This is a genomic window from Mycolicibacter sinensis, from assembly GCF_001667945.1.
GTDB lineage: Bacteria > Actinomycetota > Actinomycetes > Mycobacteriales > Mycobacteriaceae > Mycobacterium > Mycobacterium sinense_B.
Map to the genome: position 1 here is coordinate 140,511 of NZ_LZJK01000046.1, position 19,874 is coordinate 160,384.

Consider the following 19,874-nt stretch of genomic DNA (forward strand, 5'->3'; position numbering starts at 1 on the left):
CTGAGGACACGCGCCTTCGGCTCACATCATCGGCCGGCCACCGACTCGACAAGGTCGGGCGGCTTCCACTTCTGCGAGGAGGGCTGATGCTGGTTCGTCAGCATGAACGGGAGGTGGAAGAACTCGATGTTGAACTAGGGTTCCGCGAGGTGATTACCAGTAGCGGGGCCGTGATGACGCTCCCCGCTGCAACCGCCGACCTGACCGACTGGGTGGCCGACCGGCGCAAGTTCCTTCCGGTGCAGTACGACGACTGGATGCAGGTGATTGCCGACTTCCACGACAGCCTGGCAACGACCGGCCCGAAACTGACCAGCGTTGTCGCGGCGACCACGGCGCACGTCGAAGCACTTCTCCGAGATTTGTTCAAGTCCGACATCGCTGCCGACGGGAGCTGCACCTACACCATCGATGCCGCCAAGCGTGCGGATATACGGGCCCATCTGGAGCAACTTGCGACGGAGTTGTCGACCGAGGCGGCGATCGTCGCTGCGTGGCGCGACCTGGTGACCTCGGTTGAGAGGTTGAATCGGACCGTCGATGAAGTGTCATTCCGTCGTGACACCCTCTTCGCCGTCGCGCAAAGCCGAAACCTCGACGTGGTCGGCAGCTTCGGTCTGTTCGCCAGTCTGCGGGAGGTGCTCACCGACAACGCCGACGCGGTACAGAGGGAACTGGACGGGGAAGCCGGGGTCGACCACATACCTGTCTTTCCGCCAACTTGGGAACCCACCGGGATCCCGGTCTGGCGGCGTCTACAGCTCTGTGAACGGATTCTGACTCGCGAGCCGTACCGAGGGGATTGCATCGTCTGGCTGCGGCTCGCACCAACTTCGCTGCCTCAACACGAGGTCACGCACGGGCAGGTGACGTTCTATAACGCGTCCTGTCTCAGCGGCTGCGTCGGGCATCCCGAATTCGCGGACAACTTCCAAACCCCGCCTACCGAACTTCTCAGCCCCGTCTCGCCGGAGCACGCGCCGATCCTGCGCGACGGCGAGGTCGAGTGGGAGAACGACTGGAACATGACCTACGCACGGGTCGTACTCCCCGAGATCGAAGTGCACACGGCGGAGCGGAAGGCCCGGGTCCTCGTCGAGGCGCTGAAATCCGTCAACCACGCCACCAAGGACACGTGGCAGCTGTTGAACGGATCGATCCTGTTCGTCGATGGTGAACGCCGATCACGGTTCTCATGGGGCCCCAAACACGACATTCCGGATCGGTACTATCCGGAGAACGACTGGATGGGACGCGACGTCGAACGGATGTCGCGGTTCGACCGCCCGTTGGACGTCGGGTCAATGCAGGACCTCCAACAAGCCCTTGAACTGAGCACGGCCCTCAAGGCCGCAGCCGACGAGGGCCCCCAGGCCATCGTCATGACTGCGGTCCGAGCCCTTGAGCACGCGAATGTCTGGACCACCGGCGGGGTCAAGAACTGGGCCGACTTCGTCTCCAGCTACCTCAAGAAGGACCAGGCCAGGATTCGACTCGTCGAGTTCATCAGCTATTTCACCAGGGCCGCCATCGACAACGTTCCGGATCGCAGACCCGGTGCGCCAGCCCAGAATGAACTGTTTGAAATCCGGTCCCGGCTGGAACGGTTCAGATGGCCGCACCAGGTGTTCCACGCTCGCGGCGCCGCAGACGAAGTCAGCGCACTGCACCGGATCTACGCGGGCCACTGGCTAGCGCGCGGGCTCGGTGAGCTGGAAACAACCCTCGCAACACCGGCCGGCATGTACGCCCGGCTCGAGGAACAGGGCCGGCGGTTCGACCGTCAGCTGAAACGCCTGAAGAGACTGCGTAACTCCGCGATCCACGGCGGCCCCGTCTCCGATGCAGCTTGTGAGTCGGTAGCGACCTTCGCCTTCAACTTGGGTCACCAATGCCTCAATGAAGTCATGCGGGCATTACTGACGGGCCGCGACATTCCATCGCATATGGCCGATTACCGGGCGGATCGCATCGAAAGATTCGAACGCATCAGAACCGCAGGCGATGTCGACGCGTTGTTCGTCGCAAGTGAATATGACGAGAACCCAGCACCCGGTGAGCAGGAGGTCGGTGAGTGAGCGAGCCATGCCAAAACTAGCCTTCGACAAGGGAGTCGGGACCGGTCTGGCCAAGCTGGGCAAGCCGATCACCAAACTCGTCACCGAGGCCTTCGACGAGTTCGATGCCGCCGCGCCTACCGAGCTGCCTCTAGAGAAGACCGCCAATCTCCCCAGGGCGGATCACTTCACCTGTGAAATGCGATGAGGACGGCGTTGTGGACAAAGCTGGGCTAGTAGAAGTCGTTTCGACCGTGTACCGGATCATCGCACCGACGGCCTCGGCGTAGCGGTTGATCGTGGCCATCGTCGGATTGGTTCCCCCTGACTCGAAACGCGTCACCGCGCTGCGATCGACTCCCATCGCCCGGGCAACGTCGGCCGGCTTGAGCCCGCGCCGTTGGCGCACGGCTATCAGCTCGCGGATCAGGTGGTTCTCGGATCGCGCGAGGTCGACACCGAGCCGGTCAGCAGCGGGCACCCCGTCTGCGACACCCATCGCCTTCACCTCCTCCCCGCGCAACACCGCGTTGATTTATAAGTCAACGTTATACCTTCTGTGCCCGCTCGCGCCAGCCCGTTTTCGGCGTACGCGATTCGCACCAACGGATCAGCTTCCACATCGCGTCGATCATCTGCCGCGTCTGCTTCCGACCGGCGTCGCGGTCTCTGCCCCGCTTCTGCCCGATCGACAGCCCCAACACCAGATCGGGCGGATCGTTTGGCTCACCGAAATACAGCCGATACTGCGCGGCGTCGCCGAGACGGCTCGCACGTTGGGGGGTTCGCTCCTCCACCCGCAGCTCACCGAGCCAGGGCACGGATCGACCCCGGAACGTAGCCGACCTGACCCGCTCGCCGACCGGTGCACTGTAGTCGTAGCCGTTCGCATCAAAAGGCAGCCCGTACTGCTCGGAATCCGCAATCAGGGCAACCAGCTTCGCCCACGCACCGCGATCTGCCACGTGAAGGTCGTCCAGGCTGGGCTGCGCAAGGGTGGTGTCCCACCGGCATCCGGCCGCATTGACACGTCCCCGCTTGGCAGCCGCTGGGATGTCCATCGACAAAACCCCCTCCGTCAAGCGGAGCCTCTCGCACCGCCAGCTATTGGGCGAACTTGCCACCAGCGTGACACGACGGTCTGACAGGTCGTTTTCGTCCCGACGCGTTCGCATGCGCCCTATGCCTGTCAGCCGGACCTTAGGACCCTCGACTGACACCACTGGAGCGTGCCGAACACCCGCCCGCCTTAGCCGCCAGGTTGCCGAACCGGCGCTCTAGACTGCGCACTATGGGCACGGCCTTGCATGCACTGCTGGCCAAGCATCAAATCGGCCTGACAAGCGATGAGGTTCTCGCTGAACTGGACTCCGGCTTCGCCGCTCTCGCCGGTGCCGGAGCCGAACCGCTGTCGACGGCTGAAGCGGACTTTCTCGGCCAGCACACCGGCATTGGCGCAGCGGTCGATGACTGGTCCCCGATCACAGAGCGCAGTTCCCGCTCCCGCGCGGCTGTGCGCGAACTCGCCGAGGCCCTCTCCGGATCGGTCACCATCAAGGAAGCCGCCGCGATCCTCGGGGTAAATCGTTCCCAGGTGTCACGGCTCATCACCAGGGGCACGCTGTGGGCGTTCGATCTTCGGAGTCGTCGACGCATCCCGCGATGGCAGTTCCTCGACGCGGGACTGTTGCCCGGGTTGGCCACCATCGTGCCTGCGATACAAGCGGGAACCACCCCGGCGGTGATGGATGCGTTCATGCGCACCGCACAACCGGATTTCGAGGATCGAACCCCGATCGACTATCTCGCGGCCGGTGGCGACTCCGCCCTGATCGCAGGCTTTCTCGCGGATCTCGAACACTGGTGACCGAGCGCCCACATCGCGGGCGCCGCAAGCGCTGTCGCATCGGCTGAGAGGGCCGGCCCGACAGACCTGTGTCGCGCATAGGCGGGCAACACACCGATGCCCTCCCCCAGTGGCGCCTGGGGCACCTGCGACAGCCCCTACCCCAGCACCTTCCCGTAGGTCTGCCGCCCCATCAGATACGTCGCCTCGACCGCGACGTCGCGCAGGTCGGCTGGCGGCACCCGGCGCGGATTGTCGGAGAGCACCACCAGATCCGCGTACTTGCCGGCCTCCAGGCTGCCGATCTCGGTATCCAACCGCAGCTGCCAGGCGGCGTTGAGCGTCTGCGCCCTGATCGCGGCGTCGACACCGATCCGCTGCTCGGGGGCCAACACCCGGCCGCTGCCCTTGGCGATCCGGTTCACCGCGGTGGCGATGTTGCCGATCGGGTCGGGCGGGGTGACGGTGCCGTCGTTGTGGAAGGAGGCGCGCAGCCCGGCATCGAAAGCCGAGCGCGCCGACATCCAGTGCGCCCCGTGATCGGGGCCGAACAGTTTGTTCACCAGCACATCTCCCCAGAAGTAGATGTGCTCGATGAACAGGCTCGGGGTGACGCCCAGGTGCGCCGCCCGGGCGAACTGGTCGGGCCGCATCGCGCCGACGTGTTCGAGCCGGGGCCGCAGCGCCGGGGGCACCTGCGCCTGCTCGAAGACGTCCAGCACGACGTCGATCGCGGCGTCACCGTGCACATGGCAGGAGACCTGCCAGCGCTGATCGATGAAAGCCGTTGCCAGCTCCTGGATCTGCTCGGGGGTGTAGTTCATCCCGCCGCGGTGGTCGCGGCCCAGGCCCATGCTCGCCGTGGTCGCATTGTTCAGATACGGGAAGGTGGTGAAGATGTTGCCCTGCCATGGCGACCCGTCCGCCCACAGCTTCATCCCGATCTTGTCGAACAGCACGTCCGCGCCGGCCCGCTTGCCGCGCACATTGTTCGGGTCTTCGGCCAGCTCCGGCGTACCGATCTCGTAGGCACGGACGCGCACTGCGCAGTCGGCCTGCTGGGCCAGCTTGCTGAACACCTCCGATTGCGAGCGCGCGTCATAGGAGTGCTCGGTGGCCGTGGCGATACCCGCGCGGGCCAGCTGCGCATAGGCCCAGCGCAGATTGTCACCGGCGTTGGCCATGATCGCCCCGGAGAACGGAGCGGTCAGCGCCTTCAGCGCCGCCGCCTCGCGCACCTCGCCACTCAGCTGCCCGTCGGGCCCGTGCAGATACTGCGCCCCGGCCGGGTTGGGGGTGGTCTTGGTGATCCCGGCCGCGGCGAACGCGGCGGTGTTGGCGTAGCCGGCGTGCCCGCTGTTGCTGATGATCACGACCGGGTTGTGCGGCGCCAATCGGTCCAGCTCGGTGCGGCTGAACGGACGCAGCCCGGTCTGCAGCAGCGGGTCCACCCCGTTGAGCAGGATCGGCTGGCCCTTGGGTGTGTCGGCCACCGCCTCGGTGAGCTTTTCGAACACGCCGCCGGCGCTTGAGACCGTGAAGGGGCGCACGTCGATGGCCGGCGGGGCCAAGGTGGTGCCCATCTCGAACGGGTGGCCATGCGGTTCCACGAACGCCGGCAGCAACGCCCGCCCGCGCAGGTCGACCACCGTGGTCCCCGATCCGCGCAGCCGCAGCACCTCCTCGGCAGTGCCCACCTTGCTGATCCGGGCGCCGGTGACCGCGAGCGCTTCGGCCTCGGGAAGCCCTGGCGCCACCGTCACCACCGGGCCGCCGATGAAGATGGTGTCCGCGCCCGGCCCCCGCGATCCGCATCCGGCGAGCCCGCCGACCGCCGTGCCGGCCGCCGCAGCGGCCATCCCCGCCAGGAACCGTCGCCTGCTCGTCGTCACCGTGTGTCTGCTCTTCCTCAGTCGCAGTCGACCGCCGCCGCCAGCGGCCTTACGCGGTTCACGCGACGAGTATGGCAGCGACCCGCGCGCGTGCGCCGACCAGCCACCCGGCGGCGCATCAGGTCAGGTCGTCGTGGTCACCGCGGACCCAGGCGGCGTGCCGGTCGGCCGAGAACCGGACCGCGGCCGCGGCGTCGGTGTCGATGGTGTTCGCCTGCAGCCCGTAGATGCGGTCGAAGCGCAACCGCGCCAAGGTGTCGGCCATCCGGTGCACCACCGCGGCTGAGAGCGGAATCCGATTCGGATAGCTGCGCAGGAACGCCACGGTACGCCGGTCCGGGTTCGGGAAGATGGTGTCACCGACCAGCAGCACCCCGCGCCCGTCGGCGCCGTCGTCCCAGCAGGCCACCGCGCTGCCGGGGAAATGGCCACCGACCTGTACAACCGCGAGGGTCGGCGTCAACTCCAGCCGGTCCGACCAGTAGCTGATCACCGGGTCAGGGCGCATCACCCAGCGCGCGTCGGCGGCGTTGACGTAGACCGGCACCCCACCGAGCCGGCGGCTCCACTGCACCTGGGCGCCGAACATGTGCGGGTGGCTTGCGACGATCCCGACGACCGGGCCGTGCTCGGTCACCGCGGCCACCGCGGCGTCGTCGAGGAACCCCGAGGGATCCCACAGCACGTTCCCGCCCGCAGTGCACACCAGCTTGCCCAGCTGGCCGATGCCGAGCGGCGGGGTGCTGCCGACCGCGATCAGCCCGGGTTCCAAGTCGGCGACGGTGGAGCGCATCCCCTCGGCGACCAGCTCCTCGAGCGTCGCCCACTGCTGGCCCTCGGCCGGCACCCACTGCCGCTCGTCGGCACAGATCGCGCAGACATCCGGCGTGGCAGCGTGCTCGACGCCGCATGTCCGGCACAGCCAGAACACGCGGCCGGCTCCGCTTAGACCGTGAAGCCGACGGCGCGCATCATCTCGCGGCCCTCGTCGGTGATCTTGTCGGGGCCCCAGGCCGGCTCCCACACCCAGGACAGGTCGACCTTTTTGACCAGGCCCGCGCCCACCGTGGCGTTCTCGATCTGCTCGGCGATCATGTCCTGCAGCGGGCAGGCCGGCGAGGTGAGCGTCATGGTCACGACGGCGGCCGGGCCGTCCTCGTCCTGCCGGATCGACAGGTCGTACATCAACCCCAGGTCGACGACGTTGATGCCGATCTCGGGGTCGATGACGTCATGCATCGACTCCTCGACCTCGGCCAACAAGTCTTCCGGTGCGGTTTCGCTCATTGCTCCATCTCCTGAGTTGTCACACCGGCCGATGCCAGCGCGTGTTCTTCTGTCTTTGCAAGCGTTTGCGCCAACGCGTCCTTGAATGCCATCCAGCCGAGCAGCGCGCACTTGACCCGTGCCGGATACTTGGCCACCCCGGCGAACGCGACCCCGTCGCCGAGCACCTCCTCGTCGCCCGCCACGGTCCCCCGCGACGAGATCATCTCGTGGAACGCGTCGAAGGTCGCCAGCGCTTGCGGAATCGTCGTTCCGATCACCTCGCAGGCCAGCACCGAGGTCGCCGCCTGCGAGATCGAGCAGCCCTGCCCGTCATAGGAGATGTCGGCGATCGTCGTGCCGTCATCGGAGAGCGCCACCCGCAGGGTCAACTCGTCACCGCAGGTCGGGTTGACGTGGTGCACTTCGGCGCCGTACGGCTCGCGCAGGCCACGGTGCTGCGGGTGCTTGTAGTGATCGAGGATCACTTCCTGATAGAACTGCTCCAGCCGCATCCGGTCACGCTCCCCCGAAGAATTTCACGGCCCGGTGAATCCCCGCCAGCAGCCGCTCGACCTCGTCGTGGGTGTTGTACACCGCGAACGACGCCCGGGCGGTGGCCGCCACGTTGAACTTGCGGTGCAACGGCATTGCGCAGTGGTGACCCACCCGCACCGCGACCCCGTCGTCGTCGAGCACCTGGCCGACATCGTGCGCGTGCACGCCGTCGATCACGAACGAGACCGGCGACCCGCGGTCGGCCATCGTGGTCGGCCCGACGATGCGCACCCCGTCGATGCCGGCCAGCCCCTCGAGGGTGGCGGCCACCAGTTCGCGTTCGTGGGCTTCCACCACGTCCATCCCGATCGCGTCCAGGTAGCGGGCGGCCGCGGCCAGCCCCACCACCTGCGAGGTCATCGGGGTACCGGCCTCGAAACGTTGCGGCGGCGGCGCATAGGTGCTCGCCGCCATCGTCACGGTCTCGATCATCGAGCCGCCGGTGATAAACGGCGGCAGCGCCGCCAACGACCGGCCGTAGAGCACCCCGATCCCGTTGGGGCCCAGCATCTTGTGGCCGGAGAACGCGGCGAAGTCGACGTCGAGGGCGTGCAGGTCGACCGGCTGGTGCGGCACCGATTGGCAGGCGTCGAGCACCGTGAGCGCACCCACCGCGCGGGCCCGCGACACCAGCTCGCCGACTGGGGCCAGTGCACCGGTCACGTTTGAATGATGGGTGAAAGCAACGACTTTGACCCGCTCATCGAGCTGCAGCGAGTCCAGGTCGATGCGGCCGTCGTCGGTCACGCCGTACCAGCGCAGGGTGGCGCCGGTGCGCCGCGCCAGCTCCTGCCACGGAATCAGGTTGGCGTGGTGCTCCAGCTCGGTGGTGACGATGACATCGCCGGGGCCGACCGCGTTCTCGAAGCGGTCATCACCGAGCGCATAGGACACCAGGTTCAGCGATTCGGTGGCGTTCTTGGTGAACACCAGCTCGTCGGTGTCGGCGCCGACGAAGGCCGCGATGGCGCCGCGGCCGTCCTCGTAGGCGTCGGTTGCCTCCTCCATCAGCTGGTGCGCCCCCCGGTGCACCGCGCCGTTGGAGTTCAGCAGAAACTCGCGCTCGGCATCGAGCACCTGCAGCGGGCGCTGGGAGGTGGCACCGGAATCCAGGTAGGCCAGCCGGCTTCCGCCACGCATGACGCGATGCAGGATCGGGAAGTCCGCCCGAATCGCGTCGAGGTCCGGCGGCGCCGGACGACTGACCGACAGTGTCATTTCTCAGGCCTCCGCTGTCGCCTCGGCGGTGAAGCGTTCGTAGCCGTTCTCCTCCAGCTCGTCGGCGAGTTCCGGACCGCCCGACTCGACGATGCGCCCACCGGCGAAGACGTGCACGAACTGCGGCTGGATGTACCGCAGGATGCGGGTGTAGTGCGTGATCAGCAGCACGCCGCCGTTCTCGGCCTCCTGGTAGCGGTTCACCCCTTCGCTGACCACCCGCAGCGCGTCGACGTCCAGGCCCGAGTCGGTCTCGTCCAGGATCGCGATCTTGGGCTTGAGCAGGCTCAGCTGCAGAATCTCGTGGCGCTTCTTCTCCCCGCCGGAGAAGCCTTCGTTGACGTTGCGCTCGGCGAAACCCGAATCGATGCCCAGCTCGGCGAACGCCGCGCGTTGCTCCTTGATCCAGGTCCGCAGCTTCGGGGCCTCCCCGCGCACGGCGGTCACCGCGGTGCGCAGGAAGTTCGACATCGACACACCCGGCACCTCGACCGGGTACTGCATGGCGAGGAACAGACCGGCGCGGGCGCGTTCGTCCACGGTCATCTCCAGCACGTCCTGGCCGTCGAGGGTGATCGATCCGGACGTCACGGTGTACTTGGGGTGGCCGGCGATCGCGTACGACAGGGTGGACTTGCCCGACCCGTTCGGCCCCATCAGGGCGTGCGTCTCACCGGAGTTCACCGTCAGGTCGACGCCGTGCAGGATCGGGATAGCCGAGGTGCCGTCATCGGCGCCGCCCGGGGAGACACTGACGTGCAGGCCCTTGATTTCCAGTGTGCTCATTGGTGATTGGTGTCCTTAAGTCGTGGTGGCTAGTTGTTCTCGGTGACCGCGAGTTCACGCTCGACGGCTTCGGAGAGGCGCTCCTGGATGAACGGCACGGGGATCTTGGCGATGATCTCGCCGAAGAAACCCCGCACGATCAGGCGCCGGGCTTGTTTTTCCGGAATGCCGCGGGCCTGCAAGTAGAACAGCTGCAGGTCGTCGAAGCGCCCGGTGGCGCTGGCGTGGCCGGCCTGGATGATCTCGCCGGTCTCGATCTCGAGGTTGGGGATCGAATCCGCGCGGGCCCCGTCGGCCAGCACCAGGTTGCGGTTCACCTCGAAGGTGTCGGTGCCCACGCCCGCCGCGCGGATCAGCACGTCGCCCACCCAGACGGTGTGCGCGTCCGGCAGCGCCGAATCCGGGTCGCCCTGCAGCGCACCCTTGTAGAGCACGTTGGAGCGGCAGTTGGGCTGGCTGTGGTCGACCAGCAGCCGCGATTCGAGGTGCTGGCCGTCGTCGGCGAAGTACAGGCCGAGCAGCTCGGCGTCGCCACCCGGACCGTCGAAGCGGACCCGGCCGGTCAGCCGCACCACCTCCCCGCCCAGCTGCACCGCGGTGTGGCGCAACACCGCATCCTTGCCCAGCGCCGCGTGGTGCATGCTGACGTGCACCAGGTCGGCGGCGGCCTCGGCGAGCCACACCACGGTCAGCTGCGCGGCGTCACCGACGACGAATTCGACGTTGTCGGCGTAGGTTCCGCTGCCCCGCACGTCGATCACGACGGTGGCACGCGACAGTTCCTCGGCGCGCAGCTGCAGGTGCCCGTAGGCCGTCGCACCGGAACCCGGACCGGTGACGGTGATGGTGATCGGCTCCTCGATGCTCGCGCCCTTGGGCACGGTGACCACCGTCGCCTCGCGGAACGCCGAGAACGCTTGGGCCGCAACACGGTCGGCGGGCACTCCCGCGGCGCCCAGCCGGTCATCACCGCGCGCCACGGTCTCGGTGCGCACCGCCGCATCCGCCGAGACCTCGATCGTGGCCGCGGCGTCGGCGACCGCGGAACCGTCGTGTAGGCCGCGCAGCCGGCGCAGCGGGGTGAATCGCCAGATCTCGTCGCGGCCGTGCGGCACCTCGAAGGCGTCGACGTCGAACGAGGTGAATTGGGTTCCCTTGTTGATGCTTTCGGCCGCTTCGGTGAGGTTGGTTCCGGAGAGGGAGGTCGTCACTAGCCCACCGAGCCTTCCATCTGCAGCTGGATCAGCTTGTTGAGCTCCAGGGCGTACTCCATCGGCAGTTCCTTGGCGATCGGCTCGACGAAGCCGCGCACCACCATCGCCATCGCCTCGTCCTCGGTCAGGCCCCGGCTCATCAGGTAGAACAACTGGTTCTCGCTGACCTTGGACACGGTGGCCTCGTGGCCCACGGTGACGTCGTCCTCGCGGATGTCGACATACGGGTAGGTGTCGCTGCGGCTGACGTCGTCGACCAGCAGCGCATCGCATTTCACGCTCGACTTCGCGCCGTGGGCGCCCTTGTGGATCTCCACCAGGCCCCGGTAGGAGGAGCGGCCGCCGCTGCGCGCCACGGACTTGGAGACGATGTTGGATGAGGTGTTGGGCGCCAGGTGCAGCATCTTGGCGCCGGTGTCCTGGTGCTGGTCCTCGCCGGCGAACGCCACCGAGAGCACCTCGCCCTTGGCGTGCTCGCCGGTCATCCACACCGCCGGGTACTTCATGGTGACCTTGGAGCCGATGTTGCCGTCGACCCACTCCATGGTGGCGCCCTCTTCGGCCCGCGCCCGCTTGGTGACCAGGTTGTAGACGTTGACCGACCAGTTCTGGATGGTGGTGTAGCGGCAGCGGCCGCGCGGCTTGACGACGATCTCCACCACCGCCGAGTGCAGCGAGTCGCTCGAGTACACCGGTGCGGTGCAGCCCTCGATGTAGTGCACGTAGGCGTCCTCATCGACGACGATCAGGGTGCGCTCGAACTGGCCCATGTTCTCGGTGTTGATCCGGAAGTAGGCCTGCAGCGGGATGTCCACGTGCACGCCCTTGGGCACGTAGATGAACGATCCGCCGCTCCACACCGCGGTGTTCAGCGCCGAGAACTTGTTGTCCCCGGCCGGGATCACGGTGGCGAAGTGTTCCCGGAACAGCTCCTCGTGCTCCCGCAGCGCGGTGTCGGTGTCGAGGAAGATGACCCCTTGCGCCTCAAGGTCTTCGCGGATCTTGTGGTACACCACCTCGGATTCGTACTGGGCGGCTACCCCGCCGATGTAGCGCTGCTTCTCGGCTTCCGGGATGCCGAGGCGGTCATAGGTGTTGCGGATGTCGTCGGGCAGGTCATCCCAGGTCTGGGCCTGCTTCTCAGTGGACCGCACGAAGTACTTGATGTTGTCGAAGTCGATGCCGGACAGATCCGAACCCCAGTTGGGCATGGGCTTTTTCATGAACGTCCGGTACGCCCGCAGCCGGGCTTCCAGCATCCACTCCGGCTCGTTCTTCTTTGCGGAGATGTCGCGCACGACGTCCTCGGTCAGGCCACGCTGGGCGGCGGCGCCCGCGACATCGCTGTCGGCCCAGCCGTATTCGTAGCGGCCCAGCGACGCGATCGTCTCTTCCTGGGTCGCCGGCTCGGCGCCTGCCGGGGAGACCGCTGCGGCGGCCTCGGGGGTGAGTGTCATGGTGACGCTCCTTTGATGCTCGTGGTGGCTTCGGCGCAGGCTGTGCGCCGAAGGTCGGTAAGTGCGGTCAGCGACGTTTGCTGCTCTTGCCGGTCTTGGTGGTCTTGTTGATCAGCGGTACGTGGGTGGTGCAGACGTAGCCGCCGTCGGCGATGGTCGCCAGCCGCTGCACGTGGGTGCCGAGTACTTCGGCCATGGCCTGCCGTTCGGCCCGGCACAGCTCCGGGAACTCCTTGGCGACGTTGGCCACCGGGCAATGGTGCTGCAGGATCTGCACCCCCGGGACACCGCCGTCCACCCGGGCGGTGGAAGCGGCGTAGCCGGCCTCGGTCAACGCCGCGGCGATCCGTTCTGCGGTGGCCTCCAGGTCCTCGTCGGAGTCACTGTCGGCACCGGCGGCGACGGCGGCGACCTCGGACAGGATGCCGTCGATGCGCTGGCGGGCGAAGGCGACCACCGCGTCCTCGCCGCCGATCTCGCGCAGCTGACGCATCGCGGCCACCGCGAGGTCGTCGTAGCGGTGGCCGAGCTTGCCCCGACCGGCAGCGGTGAGCTGGAACCGCTTGGCCGGCCGGCCGCGCCCCACCTGCTGCCAGGACGCCGGCGCATGTGCCTCGGCGTCACCCATCTCGATCAGGGCATCCAGGTGGCGCCGCACCCCGGCGGCCGACAATCCCAGCCGGGCGCCGATCTCACCGGCGGTGATGGAACCGGACTCCATCAGCAGGCGCACCACCGCCTGACGGGTCCGGCCCTCCGGTGAGTCGTGACCACCGGCGACGTCCGGCTGAGTCGCAGGCGAAACCGCACCGCCGGGACGTTGCCCGGCGGTTTCGGTGGCGGCCTTCGCCTCAGCCTCGAATTTCACAACACCAGTGTGACGCAATTCCGGGGCCGGGTCTAGAAAGGGTTACCTCAGTTCGGCCGGAATCGGCAGTTACGCTGGTCACAGCCCGCGCGCCTACCGGCGGGGCCCGAGGGTTTCGGCGGGCGGCCGTTACGCTGCTGGGATGGCAGCCCGCCGGCACTCGCTGAGCACGTCGATCGCGCACCTGCACGGCGATGAGCGCACCGTCGGCACCCCCCTCAACGACGCCGAACTGGTCGCGCTGCGGCGCACCCGGCTGTTCGGTGCGGCCGGCACCGTGCTGATGGCGATCGGGGCGCTCGGGGCCGGTGCGCGGCCGGTGATCCAAGACCCCACCTTCGGGGTGCGGCTGCTCAACCTGCCGTCCCGGCTGCAGACGGTGGCGCTGACCATGACCACCACCGGCGCGGTGATGATGGCACTGGCCTGGCTGATGCTGGGCCGTTTCGCTCTCGGCAAGCGGCGGATGTCACGCAGCCAGCTCGACCGCACCCTGCTGCTGTGGATGCTGCCGCTGCTGGTCGCCCCGCCGATGTACAGCAAGGACGTCTACTCCTACCTGGCCCAGAGTCAGATCTCCCGGCTGGGACTGGACCCCTACCGGGTGGGGCCGGCGCCGGCGCTGGGGCTCGACCACGTGTTCACCCTGTCGGTGCCCAGCCTGTGGCGGGAGACGCCGGCCCCCTACGGACCGCTGTTCTTGTGGATCGGCCGGGGAATCTCGGCACTGACCGGCGAGAACATCGTCACCGCGGTGTTGTGCCACCGGGCGGTGGTGCTGCTGGGCGTCGGGCTGATCGTGTGGGCGGTGCCGCGGCTGGCGGCCCGCTGCGGGGTGGCCGAGGTCAGCGCCCTGTGGTTGGGCGCGGCCAATCCGCTGCTGCTGATGCATTTGGTCGCCGGGATCCACAACGAGGCGCTGATGCTTGGCCTGATGCTGACCGGCACGGAGTTCGCCCTGCGTGGGATCACCGCGGCCAAGCCCCTGCTGCCGGGTCGGTGCCGGCGGGTTCATGCGGCGGTCCCAGCTTCGCCTCTCCTCCGTCGAGCCTCGCTGAACCGCCGGCGGGACTGGGCTCCGCTGGCCGCGTTGCTCCTCGGCGCGGTGCTGATCACGATGTCGTCGCAGGTCAAACTGCCGTCACTGCTGGCACTCGGCTTCGTGGCGATGGCCCTGGGCTGGCGCTGGGGCGGTGACCTGCGGGCGTTTGTGCTGGCCGGGCTCGGAAGCAGCGCGCTGGCGGCGGCGGTGATGGGTCTGATCGGCTGGGCTAGTGGGCTGGGCTTTGGCTGGGTGTTCACCCTCGGCACCGCCAACGTGGTCCGCAGCTGGATGTCGCCCCCGACGCTGCTCGCCCTGGGCACCGGCCAGGTGGGCATCCTGCTGGGCCTGGGCGATCACACCACCGCGGTGCTCTCGCTGACGCGTGGCATCGGCGTGCTGATCATCGCGGTGATGGTCATCTGGCTGCTGCTGGTGGTGTTCCAAGGCCGGCTGCATCCGGTCGGCGGACTCGGCGTCGCGCTGGGCATCACGGTGCTGCTGTTCCCGGTGGTGCAGCCCTGGTATCTGCTGTGGGCGATCATCCCGCTCGCCGCCTGGGCAACCCGCCCGAGCTTCCGCATCGCGGTGATCGCCGTCACGCTGGTGGTCGGCATCTTCGGGCCGACCGCCAACGGCGACCGCTTCGCGTTGTTCCAGATCGTCGACGCCACCCTGGCCAGCGCCGTCGTGGTGCTGGCGTTGTTCCTGCTGACCTACCGGCACCTGCCGTGGCGGGAGCTGCCCGCCCCGCCCGGCCGCCCGGCCGATGAGCCGAGCCCGGGACCCACCCCGCGGTCCGCCGCCGTTGCCGACGCTTACGCTGATTCCCCGTGAACTCAGCTGTCGCGGTGCGGTTGCGCGGAGTGCGCAAACGTTACGGGGCCGGTCCGTCAGCGACCGAGGCGGTCGCCGGCCTTGATCTCGAGGTGCACACTGCCGAAGTATTCGCGCTGCTCGGCCCCAACGGTGCCGGCAAGACGACGACGGTCGAGATGTGCGAGGGCTTCGTCCGCCCGGACGCCGGCACCATCGAAGTGCTCGGACTCGACCCGGTTGCCGACAACGCCCGGCTGCGGGAACGCATCGGGGTGATGCTGCAGGGCGGCGGCGGCTACCCGGCCGCCCGCGCCGGCGAGATGCTCAAGCTGGTGGCGTCGTATTCGGCGAACCCGCTGGACCCGCAGTGGCTGCTGGACACCCTCGGCCTGACCGATGCGGCGCGCACCACCTACCGCAGGCTCTCGGGCGGCCAGCAACAGCGACTCGCCCTGGCCTGCGCCCTGGTCGGTCGCCCGGAACTGGTGTTCCTCGATGAGCCCACTGCCGGCATGGACGCCCACGCGCGCCTGCTGGTCTGGGAGCTGATCGACGCGCTGCGCCGCGACGGTGTGACCGTGGTGCTGACCACGCACCATCTTCGGGAGGCCGAGGAGCTCGCCGACCGGTTGTTGATCATCGACCACGGGACGGCGGTGGCCGCCGGGACCCCGGCGGAGCTGACCCGCAGCGGCGCCCAGGGACAGGTGCGGTTCACCGCACCCCCGCGCCTGGATCTGTCGTTGCTGACCACCGCGCTGCCGGAGGGCTACCGGGCCAGCGAGGTGCAGCCCGGCGAATACCTCGTCGAAGGACCGGTCGACCCGCAGGTGCTGGCGACCGTCACCGCCTGGTGCGCTCGCCTCGACGTATTGGCCACCCAGCTGCGGGTGGAACAGCGCAGCCTGGAGGACGTGTTCTTGGAGCTGACCGGGCGGGAGCTGCGCGCATGAGCCATCAGTCGTTCCCACCGGGCACTTTCACCCCCGCCCCCCGGCCGGCCGGCGTACCGGCCATGCTGGCCGCGCAATACCGGCTGGAGCTGACCCTGCTGCTGCGCAACGGCGAGCAGCTGCTGCTGACGATGTTCATTCCGATCACGCTGTTGATCGGGATGTCGGTGCTGCCGCTGGGCCCGTTCGGCGAGGGCCACGCCGAGCGCGCTACCACCTTGCTGCCGGTGATCATGTCGCTGGCCGTGATCGCCACCGCCTTCACCGGCCAGGCGATCGCGGTGGCCTTCGACCGCCGCTACGGGGCACTGAAACGACTGGGCGCCACCGCGTTGCCGGTGTGGGGCGTGATCACCGGTAAGTCCCTGTCGGTGGCGACGGTGGTACTGCTGCAGTCGGTGCTGCTCGGGGTGATCGGCGTCGCGCTCGGCTGGCGCCCACCGCTGATCGGGCTGGGGCTGGGTGCGGTGGTCATCGCGCTGGGCACGGCATGCTTCGCGGCGCTGGGCCTGCTGCTCGGCGGCAGTCTTCGGGCCGAGATCGTGCTGGCCCTGGCCAACCTAATGTGGTTCGTGTTCGGCGGATTCTCGGCGCTGACGGTGGAGACCGATCTGGTGCCCGGCACCATCCGCTGGCTCGCCCGGCTCACCCCGTCGGGGGCGCTCACCGAGGCGCTGGCCCAAGCGCTGACCGTCTCGTTCGACTGGTTCGGGGTCGCGGTGGTGGCGGTGTGGGGGCTGTTGGCCGGGGCCGGCGCGGTGCGCTGGTTCCGCTTCAGCTGACGCCGGCCTACTACGACCTGTAGTTACCGATCCTCTACGATCCCTGCGTGGGACGATTCCTGATGCGCCTGGTGGATCTGCTGCCGGACCCGAGCCTGCGCACCCAGCGGCTGCTGGCCGCCGCGGTCGTCTTCACCCAGGGCTTCATCTCGGTGACCGGTGCGATCGTGCGCGTCACCGCCTCCGGGCTGGGCTGCCCCACCTGGCCGCAGTGCTTCCCGGGCAGTTACGTCCCGGTGGCGGTTTCGGAAGTGCCGCGGATCCATCAGGCCATCGAGTTCGGCAACCGGATGGTGACCTTCGCGGTGGTCATCACCTCGGCGCTGGCGGTGCTGGCGCTGATCCGGGCGCGGCGGCGCACCGAGGTGCTGGTCTACGCCTGGTTGATGCCGGCCTCCACGGTGGCACAGGCGGTGATCGGCGGGATCACGGTGCGCACCGGGCTGGCCTGGTGGACGGTGGCCGTACACCTGCTGGTCTCGATGCTGATGGTCTGGCTGGCGGTGCTGCTCTATGTCAAGGTCGGCGAACCCGACGGGGCTGCGACGGTGGTGCGTCAGCGGGTGCCGGCGCCGCTACGCACGTTGACGGGGTTGTGCGCCGCCACGCTGGCCACCGTGCTGGTCACCGGGACCCTGGTCACCGGCGCCGGGCCGCACGCCGGCGACAAGAGCGCGACCCGCACGGTGGCCCGGCTCAAAGTCGAGGTGGCCACGCTGGCTCACCTGCACGAGTCTTTGCTGATCGCGTTCCTGGGGCTGCTGGTGGGCCTGGCGTTCGGGCTGGCTGCGGTGCGGGCGGCCACGCCGGTGCTGCGCCGGCTTGCGGTGGTGATCGTGTTGACCTTCGGGCAGGGGCTGATCGGCGTCGTCCAATATTTCACCGGGGTGCCCGCCGTGCTGGTCACCATGCATGTGGCCGGCGCGGTGCTGGTCACCGGTGCGACGGCGGCGCTATGGGTGTCGTTGCGCGAGCGGGCCCAGCCCGAGCCGCTCTAACGCCGCCCCGACTTCGCGGGCGAAGCGGCGCTGCGCCCGGTCACGTTCGTCGGCATCGATATCGGCCCAACCCAGTTGCGGCGCAACCAGGTCCAGGCCGACCAGTCGCGCGTCGGCGGCGGTCCCGGTGACGTCGGCGCGGGCGTAGAGCAGCTCCTCGATCCGGATGCTCAACCGTTCGGCGGCTGCGCGCAGGGCGGCGCGACCGACATCCCACAGCTCGAAGTCCGGGTCGCTACCGGCCGCGCCGAACGCGTGCGAGCGGCCTCCGCCGAAAAACACCAGCGCCGTGTGGCTGCTCGATCCGCCGGGCGAGGTCGGCACCCCGTCACACTGCAGATCGGCCAGGTAGCGCCGGTCGGCGTTCCAGGCCACCGCTTCCGGCGGGTTCAGCAGGTTGCGCGCGCGCTGGGTCCACGCCGCGAATTCGGCGCGCCGGTGCGGGGCGCCGCCGGCCGTGCGCAGAATCACCAGGTCCGCCTCGACGGTGCCCGGATCGTCCCAGGGCAAGCGGTGGGCGTGCAGCCCCCGATGCCGCAGCGCGGCGACCAGGCCCGCGTCGTCGGCCGCGGCCGCACCGTCATCGTCACCGCGCCGCGGATCGCCCGCCAGCACGATGCGCGGGTGGAGGATATCGGGCCGGGCCAGCTTCATGCAGACCTCACAGTCGGAGATGATAGTCACCATGTACGCCGTGGAAGTCGCCGCGACCGGCGGCCCAGAGGTCTTGACCCTGGTCGACAGGCCCCAGCCCTCCCCCGCCGCCGGTGAGGTGGTGATCCAGGCCGAGGCGGTCGGGGTCAACTACATCGACACCTATTTCCGCTCCGGGATATACCCGGCAGAACTGCCGTTCGTGGTCGGCAGCGAAGCCGCCGGCACCGTGGCCGCGGTCGGGGCGGGGGTGACGTCGCTCAGCGTGGGTGACCGCGTGGTGACTGCGGCCGCGACCGGCGCTTATGCCCAATACTGCACGGCGCCAGCATCTTTGGTGGCCGCGATCCCCGCGGGCGTCGACTCCGGCGTGGCGGCGGCCGCGCTGCTCAAGGGTCTGACCGCGCACTACCTGATCACGTCGGTGTATCCGGTGCAACGCGGCGACACGGTGTTGTTGCACGCCGGCGCGGGCGGGGTGGGGCTGATCCTGACCCAGTGGGCCACGGCGCTTGGCGCCCGGGTGATCACCACGGTGTCGACTCCGGCCAAGGCCGAATTGTCGCGTCGGGCCGGCGCGGTCGAGGTACTCGACTACCCCACTGATGCCGCCGGGTTCGGCGCCCGCATCCGGGAGTTGACCGGCGGCAGCGGGGCCGCTGCGGTGTACGACGGCGTAGGTGCGGCGACCTTCGACGCCAGCTTGGCCAGTCTCGCGATCCGGGGCACGCTGGCGCTGTTCGGTGCGGCCAGCGGTCCGGTTGCGCCGGTGGATCCGCAACGGCTCAATGCCGCCGGGTCGGTGTACCTGACCCGGCCGAACCTGGCTCACTTCACCCGTACCGCCGAGGAATTCTCCTGGCGCACAGCAGAATTGTTCGACGCGATCGCGACAGGCCTGATCGCGGTGACGGTGAGCCGGCGTTACCCGCTGGCCGAGGCGGCCGCGGCGCACCGGGATCTGCAGGCCCGCAAGACCACCGGCTCGATTGTGCTGGTGCCCTAGCCGGCCCGCCAACCGTCGGGCAGCAATGGCAGCCGTGGGCTGTCGGCGAATTCCGCCGCGGCCAGCCGGGTCAAGCCGGTCGCGTTGACGCCCGGCCTGCTCACGCTCCCGCTGTCGCCCAGCGGCCCCGCCCCCTGGCCCGAGTCGGCGCCGACTTTGATTACGGCGTCGCCGTGGTCGCGTTTGATCGCGCGCCGGCGGCGGCGCGCGCGTGCTCGTGCGGTGGCCGCAGCCGCCACAGCGGCAGCATCCGGCTCCGGTGCTTTCCTGCTGGCGCTCGCTGGGGCACTCGCCCCGGCGCCGGTGCCGACCCGCGGCGTGCATCCGGGCCCGCCGCCGACCAGGTACGGGTAGGCAAACGCCTGTGCTGCCGCCGGCGGGGGCGCCGGGGCCGGCGGGGGCCGGCGGGTGGGCAGCGGCGGGGGCGAGTGCCCCAGCGAGCGCCAGCAGGAAAGCAC

Annotated in this window: 19 protein-coding genes and 1 pseudogene; 7 read left to right on the forward strand and 13 right to left on the reverse strand. The window is 68.8% G+C overall.

Annotated elements, in window-relative coordinates; translation table 11 throughout:
- Window positions 1–86: 86 nt before the first annotated feature.
- On the forward strand, window positions 87–2,078 hold the full coding sequence (locus tag A5694_RS06050; RefSeq protein WP_131809525.1) for a hypothetical protein: 1,992 nt from the start codon (window positions 87–89) through the stop codon (window positions 2,076–2,078).
- 130 nt (window positions 2,079–2,208) lie between these two features.
- On the opposite strand, the gene A5694_RS22410 is transcribed toward A5694_RS06050, so the two are convergent.
- Window positions 2,209–2,556, reverse strand: coding sequence for a helix-turn-helix domain-containing protein (locus A5694_RS22410; protein ID WP_131809527.1), 348 nt, complete (start codon window positions 2,554–2,556; stop codon window positions 2,209–2,211).
- 49 nt (window positions 2,557–2,605) lie between these two features.
- On the reverse strand, window positions 2,606–3,118 hold the full coding sequence (locus A5694_RS06060; protein WP_064920926.1) for a hypothetical protein: 513 nt from the start codon (window positions 3,116–3,118) through the stop codon (window positions 2,606–2,608).
- Between the two features lie 230 nt (window positions 3,119–3,348).
- Here A5694_RS06060 and A5694_RS06065 point away from each other — a divergent pair, with 230 nt between their 5' ends.
- A complete protein-coding gene (locus A5694_RS06065; protein ID WP_064920927.1) occupies window positions 3,349–3,924 on the forward strand; it encodes a helix-turn-helix domain-containing protein in 576 nt (191 codons plus the stop codon).
- Window positions 3,925–4,061: 137 nt separating this feature from the next.
- On the opposite strand, the gene A5694_RS06070 is transcribed toward A5694_RS06065, so the two are convergent.
- The 9 genes from A5694_RS06070 to A5694_RS06110 all read right to left on the reverse strand — a co-directional run bounded on the left by A5694_RS06070 (window position 4,062) and on the right by A5694_RS06110 (window position 13,162).
- Window positions 4,062–5,795, reverse strand: coding sequence for an amidohydrolase (locus A5694_RS06070; protein WP_064920928.1), 1,734 nt, complete (start codon window positions 5,793–5,795; stop codon window positions 4,062–4,064).
- 118 nt (window positions 5,796–5,913) lie between these two features.
- Window positions 5,914–6,726, reverse strand: a complete 813-nt coding sequence (locus tag A5694_RS06075; RefSeq protein ID WP_064920929.1) for an MBL fold metallo-hydrolase — start codon at window positions 6,724–6,726, stop codon at window positions 5,914–5,916.
- A 14-nt stretch (window positions 6,727–6,740) separates the two neighbouring features.
- Window positions 6,741–7,082, reverse strand: coding sequence for a metal-sulfur cluster assembly factor (locus A5694_RS06080; protein WP_064920930.1), 342 nt, complete (start codon window positions 7,080–7,082; stop codon window positions 6,741–6,743).
- The gene (sufU, locus tag A5694_RS06085; RefSeq protein ID WP_064920931.1) at window positions 7,079–7,576 is read right to left on the reverse strand and encodes a Fe-S cluster assembly sulfur transfer protein SufU; all 498 of its coding nucleotides are present in this window, start codon (window positions 7,574–7,576) and stop codon (window positions 7,079–7,081) included. Before sufU ends, A5694_RS06080 begins: the two co-directional genes overlap by 4 nt.
- Before the next feature lie 4 nt (window positions 7,577–7,580).
- A complete protein-coding gene (locus A5694_RS06090) occupies window positions 7,581–8,837 on the reverse strand; it encodes a cysteine desulfurase (RefSeq protein WP_064920932.1) in 1,257 nt (418 codons plus the stop codon).
- A gap of 3 nt (window positions 8,838–8,840) precedes the next feature.
- The gene (gene sufC, locus A5694_RS06095) at window positions 8,841–9,623 is read right to left on the reverse strand and encodes a Fe-S cluster assembly ATPase SufC (protein WP_064920933.1); all 783 of its coding nucleotides are present in this window, start codon (window positions 9,621–9,623) and stop codon (window positions 8,841–8,843) included.
- 29 nt (window positions 9,624–9,652) lie between these two features.
- Window positions 9,653–10,834: a Fe-S cluster assembly protein SufD gene (gene sufD / locus A5694_RS06100; protein ID WP_064920934.1), complete on the reverse strand. Its 1,182-nt coding sequence runs from the start codon at window positions 10,832–10,834 to the stop codon at window positions 9,653–9,655.
- Complete coding sequence (sufB, locus tag A5694_RS06105) at window positions 10,834–12,294, reverse strand: Fe-S cluster assembly protein SufB (RefSeq protein ID WP_064920935.1); 1,461 nt, start codon at window positions 12,292–12,294, stop codon at window positions 10,834–10,836. Before sufB ends, sufD begins: the two co-directional genes overlap by 1 nt.
- 67 nt (window positions 12,295–12,361) lie before the next feature.
- On the reverse strand, window positions 12,362–13,162 hold the full coding sequence (locus A5694_RS06110; RefSeq protein ID WP_109535609.1) for a helix-turn-helix transcriptional regulator: 801 nt from the start codon (window positions 13,160–13,162) through the stop codon (window positions 12,362–12,364).
- Between the two features lie 61 nt (window positions 13,163–13,223).
- Between A5694_RS06110 and mptB the strand changes: the two genes are divergently transcribed.
- From mptB to A5694_RS06130, 4 genes are all read left to right on the forward strand, one after another.
- On the forward strand, window positions 13,224–15,041 hold the full coding sequence (mptB, locus tag A5694_RS06115) for a polyprenol phosphomannose-dependent alpha 1,6 mannosyltransferase MptB (RefSeq protein WP_267887739.1): 1,818 nt from the start codon (window positions 13,224–13,226) through the stop codon (window positions 15,039–15,041).
- Window positions 15,038–15,976, forward strand: coding sequence for an ABC transporter ATP-binding protein (locus A5694_RS06120; RefSeq protein ID WP_109535610.1), 939 nt, complete (start codon window positions 15,038–15,040; stop codon window positions 15,974–15,976). Before mptB ends, A5694_RS06120 begins: the two co-directional genes overlap by 4 nt.
- The gene (locus A5694_RS06125; protein ID WP_064920937.1) at window positions 15,973–16,758 is read left to right on the forward strand and encodes an ABC transporter permease; all 786 of its coding nucleotides are present in this window, start codon (window positions 15,973–15,975) and stop codon (window positions 16,756–16,758) included. Before A5694_RS06120 ends, A5694_RS06125 begins: the two co-directional genes overlap by 4 nt.
- 62 nt (window positions 16,759–16,820) lie before the next feature.
- A complete protein-coding gene (locus A5694_RS06130; protein WP_064920938.1) occupies window positions 16,821–17,756 on the forward strand; it encodes a COX15/CtaA family protein in 936 nt (311 codons plus the stop codon).
- On the opposite strand, the gene A5694_RS06135 is transcribed toward A5694_RS06130, so the two are convergent.
- Window positions 17,712–18,410, reverse strand: a complete 699-nt coding sequence (locus tag A5694_RS06135) for a hypothetical protein (RefSeq protein WP_064920960.1) — start codon at window positions 18,408–18,410, stop codon at window positions 17,712–17,714. The two genes, A5694_RS06130 and A5694_RS06135, sit on opposite strands and share 45 nt — an antisense overlap.
- A gap of 31 nt (window positions 18,411–18,441) precedes the next feature.
- Here A5694_RS06135 and A5694_RS06140 point away from each other — a divergent pair, with 31 nt between their 5' ends.
- Window positions 18,442–19,416 carry a quinone oxidoreductase family protein gene (locus A5694_RS06140; RefSeq protein WP_064920939.1) on the forward strand — a complete coding sequence of 325 codons (975 nt, stop codon included), beginning with the start codon at window positions 18,442–18,444 and terminating at the stop codon, window positions 19,414–19,416.
- On the opposite strand, the pseudogene A5694_RS23950 reads toward A5694_RS06140, so the two are convergent.
- Window positions 19,413–19,874, reverse strand: a pseudogene (locus A5694_RS23950) (hypothetical protein); the annotation flags it as partial. The gene A5694_RS06140 and the pseudogene A5694_RS23950 sit on opposite strands and share 4 nt — an antisense overlap.